The organism is Streptomyces sp. CC224B, from assembly GCF_030010595.1.
Classification (GTDB): domain Bacteria; phylum Actinomycetota; class Actinomycetes; order Streptomycetales; family Streptomycetaceae; genus Streptomyces; species Streptomyces longispororuber.
The window spans coordinates 1-6,409 of the sequence record NZ_JASCXL010000208.1 but is presented as its reverse complement, the minus strand read 5'-3'; the positions used below and the strand labels follow the sequence as shown (position 1 = coordinate 6,409).

At 73.2% G+C, this 6,409-nt stretch carries 5 protein-coding genes and 1 tRNA gene; 3 read left to right on the top strand and 3 right to left on the bottom strand.

What is annotated here, in order from left to right:
• Positions 1 to 347: 347 nt before the first annotated feature.
• Both QK440_RS40535 and QK440_RS40530 read right to left on the bottom strand, forming a co-directional pair.
• Positions 348 to 1,283, bottom strand: a complete 936-nt coding sequence (locus QK440_RS40535) for a transketolase (RefSeq protein WP_282798279.1) — start codon at positions 1,281 to 1,283, stop codon at positions 348 to 350.
• 61 nt (positions 1,284 to 1,344) lie between these two features.
• Positions 1,345 to 2,067: a transketolase gene (locus tag QK440_RS40530; RefSeq protein ID WP_282798278.1), complete on the bottom strand. Its 723-nt coding sequence runs from the start codon at positions 2,065 to 2,067 to the stop codon at positions 1,345 to 1,347.
• 125 nt (positions 2,068 to 2,192) lie between these two features.
• Here QK440_RS40530 and QK440_RS40525 point away from each other — a divergent pair.
• Positions 2,193 to 2,269, top strand: a tRNA-Pro gene (locus tag QK440_RS40525).
• Between the two features lie 124 nt (positions 2,270 to 2,393).
• On the top strand, positions 2,394 to 2,954 hold the full coding sequence (locus QK440_RS40520) for a hypothetical protein (RefSeq protein WP_282798277.1): 561 nt from the start codon (positions 2,394 to 2,396) through the stop codon (positions 2,952 to 2,954).
• A gap of 199 nt (positions 2,955 to 3,153) precedes the next feature.
• Here QK440_RS40520 and QK440_RS40515 read toward each other — a convergent pair whose 3' ends face one another.
• On the bottom strand, positions 3,154 to 4,350 hold the full coding sequence (locus QK440_RS40515) for a transposase (RefSeq protein ID WP_282798276.1): 1,197 nt from the start codon (positions 4,348 to 4,350) through the stop codon (positions 3,154 to 3,156).
• 1,254 nt (positions 4,351 to 5,604) lie between these two features.
• Between QK440_RS40515 and QK440_RS40510 the strand changes: the two genes are divergently transcribed.
• Positions 5,605 to 6,291: an LmbU family transcriptional regulator gene (locus QK440_RS40510; protein ID WP_190139893.1), complete on the top strand. Its 687-nt coding sequence runs from the start codon at positions 5,605 to 5,607 to the stop codon at positions 6,289 to 6,291.
• Positions 6,292 to 6,409: the final 118 nt, after the last annotated feature.

Here is a 6,409-nt window from a genome sequence, read left to right as displayed (position 1 = left end):
CGCGCCGGGGGGGGGTGGGGGGGGGGGCGCGCCCGGGGGGGGGGGGGGGGGGGGGGGGTGTTGGGGGGGCCGCGGGGGGGCGCCCCAGGCCCGCCCCTTCCCGAAACCCGGGGCGGCCGCCCCCGGGCCCCCGCCCCCGGGCCCCCGCCCTTTCGTCTGGGGCTTCGCCCCTTTCCCCCGTCGTTGGCGCTCCGCGCCTCGTCCTCAAACGCCGGACGGGCTGAGACCCTCGTCGGTCCGTGTTCGTCCGCGCGCGGGACCGGCTGAGACGCTCGTCGGGCGCGTTCCTCCGCGCGCGCCGGACGGGCTGACGCCCCCGTCGATTCTCACGCCGCTGTCGGCAGGTCTCACGCTGCTGTCGGCAGGAAAGCGGTGATACGCGCGCGCAGCGATGCCGCGTCCAGGCCGTGGGCCCGCAGGTGCTCCTCCACGCGTCCGTAGCGGCGCAGTTCGGCGCGGCCCACGCCGAGTCCCAGGACCCGGTGGGGGACGTCGAGCAGCGCGTCGTTCGCGGCGGCCGTGGACGTACCGGCGAGGTAGGGCTCGACGAGGACGACGTCGGCGGCGGCACCCGGGCCGAGGTCCGCGACGGCCCCGCGCAGCGTGGCCGCGTCGAAGGGCCGCACCGTCGTCGCGTACAGGACGGTGACGTCGAGGCCCTCCGTCGCCGCGAGGACGTGGTCCAGCATCGGGCCGACGGCGACCACGACGCCCCCGCGCCCCTGCCGCACGGGCAGCATGCGCGCGCCGTCCACCGCCATCGGCGCCTGGTTGGCCTGCACGGACAGCCGGACGTACGCCTTGTCGTCCTTGGCCGTGCCGTCCGGCCCCGGGCCCACCGCGTGCCGCAGGAGCGTCTCGGCCTCGTCCGGGTGGCCCGGGACGTGCACGGTCCAGCCGTCCAGCGTGTCGAGGACCCCGACGTCGCCCGGCGCCATGTGGGTGAAGCCGCCCTCGGGCCAGTCGAACGACGCCGCCGCGCTGACCAGGACCCCGCCCACGCCCTGGTGACCGAAGTCCAGCTTGACCTGCTCGAAGGGGCGCTCCACGAGGAAGCTGGCGAAGGTGTGCACGACCGGCCGGAGCCCGGCGAGGGCCAGGCCCGCCCCGGCGCCGACGAGGAGCTGCTCCCGGATACCGACGTTGATCACCCGGTCCGGGTGCGTGCGCATCGCCTCCTCGAAGGCGTCCCTGCCGATCTCGGCGAGTACGACGGCGACGCGCGGGTCCTCGTCGAGCAGTCGCGCCATGACGGGGGCGAAACGATCACGCATGGTGTCCATGGGAACAGGTCCTTTCCGGGTACGGGAGGGAGAAGCGAAAGGGGGAGGGGCGCGGCGCGGGTCAGGCGGACTTGGGTTCGCCCGTGTGATCCTTGGGCTCGACGCGGGCCACGACCACGTGCGGCCGCCCGGGGTGCGGCGCGGTGTAGGCGGCGTGCAGCGCGTCGTGGTCGCGGCCGTCGACGGTCACGGCGGACCAGCCCGCGGCCTCGAAGCGGGCGGCGATGCCGCCGGGGCGGGCGTACGACGCCGAGGCGTTGTCGATCACGAGCACGTGCAGCCGCTCCAGGCCCGCGGGCCCGGCGTAGGCGATGGCCTCGTGGTTGCTGCCCTCGTCCAGCTCCGCGTCGCCGACCAGCACCCACACGCCCGGGTCGGTGAGCCCGCGGGCCTTCAGCCCGAGGGCCGTGCCGACCGCGAGGGGCAGGCCGTGGCCGAGCGAACCGCTGCCGATCTCGGCCCCCGGCACCAGCACCCGGTCCGGGTGGTGCCCGAGCGGGGAGTCGTACGCCCCGAACCCCTCCAGCCAGTCCACGGGCACGAAGCCCTTGGCGGCCAGGATCGCGTAGTACGCCATCGGGCCGTGCCCCTTGGAGAGCAGGAACCGGTCGCGCTCCGGGTCGTCGGCACGCTCCGGTGTGACCCGCAGCACACGGTCGTAGAGGACCCAGAGCGCGTCGAGCGTGGACGTCGCCGCGGGGCCGTGCTTCTCGTCGCCCGTCATCAGGCGCATCAGGCCGGGCAGGTCCGCGTAGGTGTAGGTGTGTTCCGTGGTGGTCGTCATGCGGAGAGCGTGCAAGTTGAAGTGCGCTTGAGGTCAAGAGGGAAAGGCGGGAGCGATCACCGGCCCGAGTGCGGTATTGTTTCGGTGCGCGTTCGGCCAGGGGAAACCCCAGGTCAAGCGGGCAACGGGACGTGGCGCAGCTTGGTAGCGCACTTGACTGGGGGTCAAGGGGTCGCAGGTTCAAATCCTGTCGTCCCGACCAGCTTCACAGCGGGTCGAAGGCCGTTTTCGCAGGGCACTGCGGAGGCGGCCTTTCGTCGTTCCCTCGTGCCGTCGGGGAAATCGAATGCTTGCCCGTGGTGCCAGAGTGGTGCAACTATGGCGCCATGGAACTCTCGCGGTACGTCGACCAGCTGCGCCAGGAGCTCTCGGCCGCGGTGGAGACGGGCGACGAGGAGGCGCGTGAGCTGGCCGAACGCCTGATCGCGCCGCTGGGAGCCGCCGTGCGGCTCACGCTGCTGGACGCGCTGTCGGCCGCCGCGGACGAGATCACCCGCGATCTGGCCCCCGGGTCCGTCGAGATCCGGCTGCGCGGCCTCGACCCCGCGTTCGTCGTGACACCGCCCGCGCCGGACCGGCACGGCGGCGAGGTGGCGGATGGCGCCGAGCGGGGCGGTGGCGAGGGCCGCGCCGGTTCCGCGGACGCGTCCGCCGCGGTGGCGGGGGCGGCGGCCGGTGAGGAGCGCCAGACGTCCCGCATCAACTTCCGGCCCCCGGAGCGCCTCAAGAGCCGTATCGAGGAGGCCGCCGGCCGGGAGCGGCTGTCCGTCAACGCCTGGCTGGTGCGGGAGGTCTCCGCGCTGCTCGACTCCGGCGAACAGGGCCGCCGCTCCCGGCGGCGCCCCGCCCGCGCGGGCGCCCGGAGCTACACGGGCTGGGTGAACTGACCGGCGCCGCCCGGCCGGTGTGTCCCGGCGGGCGGACAGGCCCCGCGCCCGCCACGGCCACGGGCCGGTGTGCTGCCGCGCTCCGGCCCGGCCCCGCGGCCCCGGAGACCGACCTCCCCCGGCGGTCTCCGGGGCCGCACCTTCGCGGCGCGCGCCCTGCCGCCGGTGCCGGGCGGGCCGGGGTGGCCTCCCGGAGTGGTCAGTGGCCCGCCATGTGGAGCCGCTCCGGCGCCGTGCACACGTGCGGTGCGGGGCAGCACGGGAGGTGCCGGGGGACCGGCCGGTGCGTGAGTCGCTGATACGTGTACGCGGCCGAGACGAGCGTCATGTGGTGGTACCAGCCCGGGAACGACCGGCCCTCGAAGTCGAGGAGGCCGAAGTGGCGCTCCATGCTCGCGACGGCGGCGGTGGTGCCGTGACGGTTGGTGGCCAGTGAGGCAACGTTGTCGAGTCGGCGGTGCGTGAGACTGGTGATCCAGAGGGTCGCCGGGCGGCCGTCCGGCAGCACCTCGGTGAACAGGCGGTACGGGTACTCCTGCGTGGCCCCGGGCCGGGCGCCCGGCAGGCGGACCAGGACCGACTGGACCGGCAGCTCCTGCTTGCGCCCGTCCGCGGTGGTCACCTCGACCGTGTCGGTGTTCCCCTGGGAGATGTGGGCCCGGGCGCTGACCGGCTCCGGGCCGTTCGCGGTGCGCTCGCCGATCGGCAGGACCTTCAGGTGCGGGGGGACGGCGACGACGAAGTCACGGGCGCGCTGGCTGAGTCCGCGCAGCAGGAGCGCGGTGTCGGGGTCGTCGCTCATGTCGGCGACGACCGGCGCGGGCGTCGGCGCGGTCCGGGCCTCCAGGGTGTCGACCAGGTCCAGGGCCTGCGCCCACAGCGGGCGGTGGCGGACCTCGTCGGGTATGCGCGCGCGGCGGCGGAGCTGCGGGTCCTCGGTCCAGGGGGCGGGGAGTAACAGCCGCCACTCGACCGGGACTTGGAGGCCGCCGATACAGAGGAACGCGCCGAGCCCGAGCTGGCAGTTGAGGGTGCGGCCCGTGCCGGGGTCGAAGTAGCGGTGCACCCCGACGGAGCGGTCACCGCGCTTGGGCAGCACCGCGCGGCCGATCGCCCACGTGGTGGCGGGGCCGTGGCCCTCGGCCCAGCGCGTGAGCTGGTCCATGACCGGCTCCCAGTCCCAGGGGCTGAGGCTGACGAACTGGCGCAGGGACTGCACGGCCGTGGGCGAGGCCGAGACGGCCCCGGCCAGGCGGCGCACGGACTTCTTGCCGGGAGTGATGAGCAGGCCCGCGAGGTAGGCCCCGGCCCAGCGGCGCTGGTCCGAGCGGCGGAGGTGCTGGAAGACCTGGTCGGTGAAGTCGCTGAAGGGTGACGCGAACTGAGGGCCGGGCACCTCGCTGGCCGGAGTTGACGTTGGCGGTGCGCAGGGCACAACCATGCTGCGATCCCTCCCGTACGTCCCTGAGCGGCGGTTGCCGAGCGTCGAGTCTAGGATCCGCGAGCGCCGCGCACCATCTTGGTGCGGGCGTGACCGGTGTGGCAATACGCCGTCGCACCAGCCCCGTTGACCCGCCGACGCGCCCCGGCCGGAGGGGCGCACGCGCCCTCGCCGGGCGGCCGTACGAGTGCCCCCACGGCTTCCGCTACGCCGCTCGCGGCGCCTCCCACCTCATGCTCCACGGGAGCGACGCGCCTCCGCATCGCGGGTCGGGGCGGCGGCGGGCCGGGGGTCATGCGAGGAATGACCGAAGAGCGCGGCCGCTTACCCGCGTTAAGAGTTCGTATAGATAGTGCTAGCGTTCCCTGACGCCCTTGGGAATCGGCTAGGCACGGCCTGGTAATGGATCATCACCGTTTGCCGGGATCAGGTCGCAAACGTCGAGATGCACCCCGTTCTCCGGCACTTTCCCTTCTCGTCTGCAACTGTTCCCCGCCGTATCGGATATTGGCTCGATTTCGGGCTTGACTGGCGGAGGGTATTCGAAGGAACTGATCCGGCGTCGGCCCGCGTGGAGAGACGGGCCGTACCGTGCCGGAGTTAGCGGTGATGGGGGCGCGTGTTCGGACTTCGAAAAGTCGCGACGAGCGACGCCCCCTTCCTTGAATCTCCAACAGGGGCCGGGTTCTACTCGGTGAGGCCTGGGCGGACACCACTTCGAAACGAGCACTCGGCAGCGATGGGAGACGTCGCCGTACCGACGGCACGGAGTGGGTGGGCCCGGGCGATACGGGGCGAGTAGTTGAACGGGGGCGAAAAGTTGATGTACGAATCCGCACACATGCCGACTGAATGCCTGGTGCGCTGTCCTGAGGGACGCGCCGAACGGCCGGACCTGCCCGTGCTCTGCGCCGATGGCCGCCTCGCCCGGTAGAGGCGCCCTGACGGCGGGATGACGCGCGCGGCCGCGCGGACGGGCCACCCCTGAGGAGACGGAACTCCGGGTGCTCCGCCGCGGCGAGCGGCTCGAACGATCTCTCATCCGGCCGATCGGCTGATTGATCGGCCAGCCTGTGCCGCGCGCGGAGCGCGACGGCGACCGGCCCCTGGGGCGGGGCCTCGGTCATGGCTGCCGAACCCGCATGGCTTATTCCGTACGGACGCGATCCATGGTGTCCGCGTCCGTTCGCACTTCATTCACATGGAGGCATGATGACGAACCAGGTCGGCGACCTCGAGGACTCGAAGGTTGCGCTGTTCCGTAGAAACGCGAATACGGTCCCGCGGCAGCGACGAGTGGACGAGCGTCGTGGCCAGGTGCTGACGACGAAGGTGGGCCTGCAAATGCCGGCCGGGCTGACCTTCGAGGACTGGGAGCGGGCCGGACGCCAGCTCTCCGGAATTGTGAACTCGTCCTCCTGGTGGCTGGGGGACTGGCTGGTATACGGCAAGGACCACTACACCGACCGCTACCAGCGCGGAATACGCGCGGCGGGCCTCCAGTACCAGACCCTGCGCAACTACGCGTGGGTGTCGCGGCGCTTCGACTTCAGCCGCCGGCGCTCGGCGCTGAGTTTCCAGCACCACGCGGAACTGGCGTCCCTGCCGATCGACGAGCAGGAGCTGTGGCTCGACCGCGCGGAGCAGTTGCAGTGGACGACCAAGCAGCTCCGCAACGCCATCCGCATGGCGCGTGAGAACGAGGTGCGGGACGGCTCGCAGACCACCGAGACGATGCGGCGCCTCGCGGTGCCCGGCAGCCGGCTCCAGTGGTGGCACAAGGCCGCCGAGCAGTCGGGCATCGACTTCGAGCAGTGGGTGCTCGCGACGCTCGACAACGCGGCGGAGCGCGCCCTGGAGGACGAGGAGCGCCAGGCGGCCGAGATCAGCGCCTGACCGTCCGTACGGCGGCACTCCACAGGAGCCCGCACCCCGGCCGGGGTGGGGGGTGCTCGCCGTCGGGGGGGCGCCGGCCCGCCCGGCGGGGGCGCCCAGGCGCGGGCGCGCGGGGGTG